1 protein-coding gene is annotated in these 2,070 nt (G+C 67.4%); it reads right to left on the bottom strand.

The features are described 5' to 3' along the window. Window positions 1–92: 92 nt before the first annotated feature. On the bottom strand, window positions 93–1,460 hold the full coding sequence (gene ltrA, locus EB084_24275) for a group II intron reverse transcriptase/maturase (GenBank protein ID NDD31380.1): 1,368 nt from the start codon (window positions 1,458–1,460) through the stop codon (window positions 93–95). Between the last annotated feature and the right edge of the window lie 610 nt (window positions 1,461–2,070).

The raw sequence follows: 2,070 nt of genomic DNA, 5'->3' as shown, positions 1-2,070 counted from the left end.
GTGAGTCATCGGTGAAAGGGCAGGACCCCCTTTCAAACCGTGCGTGCGGATTTCCCGCACACGGCTTACCGGCGATGTCTCGTGGTGCAGCATTACGCGGCCTCCTGCTTCCAGAAGGGCTGCTCCGGGTAGGCGATCGTTCCACGCAGGCGATGAAGGCCGAGGTTCTCGAAGGACTCGCGCGTCCAGGTCTTTGCTTCGCCGGGGCGCACGTACCGACCCTTGCGCTCGAGGCGCAGGGAGCGGAGCCGCTCCACGACGTAGCGATCGATCTGCGCGAAGCGTCGCGAGGCGTTGCCCGTGCGGAAGTAGTTGCCCCAGCCCCGCAGCACGGGGTTCAGGTCTCGGATCACCTCGCGGATGTCCGCGTGGCACCTCGACCTCGGGGTCAGCTCCTTCACGCGCTGACGCACCCGCTTCATCGCACGCTGCGAGGGCCAACGGTTCAGGAAGTAGACGCGACGTCGCTCCCGTTCCCAGATCGTCCCGCTCATGCGCTTGTGCAGGTGGCAGCCGAGAAAGTCGAAGCCCTGCTTGCCATCGTAGAGCTCGACTCGTCTCGTCTTGTCCGGGTGCAGCTCCAGACCGAGCCGCGCCAGGATGACCCTGATGCGCGCCTCGGCCTGCTCGCATTCCTTCGCGGTGCGGCACATCACCACGAAGTCATCCGCGTAGCGCACCAGCGTCCCAAGCGGGGCGCTGTGGCGCGTCCACATCACGTCGAGCACATGTAGGTAGATGTTCGACAAGAGGGGCGAGATCACCCCGCCCTGTGGCGTGCCCGCCACCGTCGCGCTCACGACGCCGTCTTCCATCACACCCGCTTCGAGCCACTGCCTCACCAGCTCGAGCACTCGACGATCCGAGATGCGCCGAGCGACCAGCCTCATCAGCTTGTCGTGCTCGATGCTCCCGAAGTAGTCGCGGATGTCCGCGTCGAGCACGTGATGGCCACCCTTGGCGCCGCGCTTGCGCAGCACCTCGAGCGCCATCGTCGCGCTCCGCTTGGGGCGGAAGCCGTACGAGCACGGAAGGAAATCCGCCTCGAAGATCGGCTCCAGCACCAGCTTCGCGGCCATCTGGACCACACGGTCTCGGACCGTCGGGATGCCCAGCGGCCTTCTCTTCCCATCGGCCTTCGGAATGTACCGACGTAGGACCTCTCTCGGTCGGTACTCGCCCGCGCGCAGCTGCTCACCGAGCTCTTCGAGGAAGCTCTCGATGCCTCGCTGCTCGACGTCGCGGATCGACTGGCCGTCGATGCCCGCAGCGCCGCGGTTCGCTCTCACTCGCCTCCATGCTTCCCGCAGGACGTCACGCCTGCAGATGAGCCCATGCAACGCATGCAAGCGCCTACCCGGTGCCCGCTTGGCTGCACCACACAGCCGCCGTTGCAGTCGTCGCACTTCTTCGCTCGGCACAAGGCCGACGGGGTCGTCAGGTCCGCTCGTGGCGGCCATTCCCTCGCGCTTACCTGCTCGGACGACATCATCGCCGCAGGGGCCCTTCGCTCCGCTCGCGTTGTTCTGCGCGAGCATCGTCACGACTACGGCCCCCTCGGACTCCCGCTCCGCGACGCTCGATTTCGCCTTCGGCTCATACGAGCCGCCTCGCCCCGACACGGGCTGCGAAGACGGGCCTCTCGTGTTCCGCACCTCTCCCTGCACGCGTGCTGCGCCCCCTACCCCGCCGGGGCCCTCGACGCGCTTCGGTGCTCGCGCCGATGGTGTTGCCTTCGCCGCGACATGATCGGCTCGGCCCCCGGATTGTTCCTCTGTCGAGGCTGCAGGCTTCACTTCATGTTGCGGCCCGCGTGCTTGCTCCTCGCTGCGCGGCTCGCGCCGCCTCGCGAGCTTTCGACGCCCCGCTCGGGCAGAGGGATCTCTCCCCGCTACCTGGGGCCTGCTACCCGGTGCACCGACGCTTGCCGGGGCGGGACTCGCACCCGCTGGAGAGGCGCAGCGAGCAGACTGACGCCCAACGGCTCGGCTTCGGTCTGCGTCACGACGCACCACCGGAGGAGCATACGTCAGCGCGAGGTCGAGACGTGTTCCCGTTCGTGCTAGCGGT

The organism is Pseudomonadota bacterium, from assembly GCA_010028905.1.
GTDB lineage: Bacteria > Vulcanimicrobiota > Xenobia > RGZZ01 > RGZZ01 > RGZZ01.
Note: the sequence above shows the minus strand (reverse complement) of the source record. Positions and strands in the feature narration are given on the sequence as shown.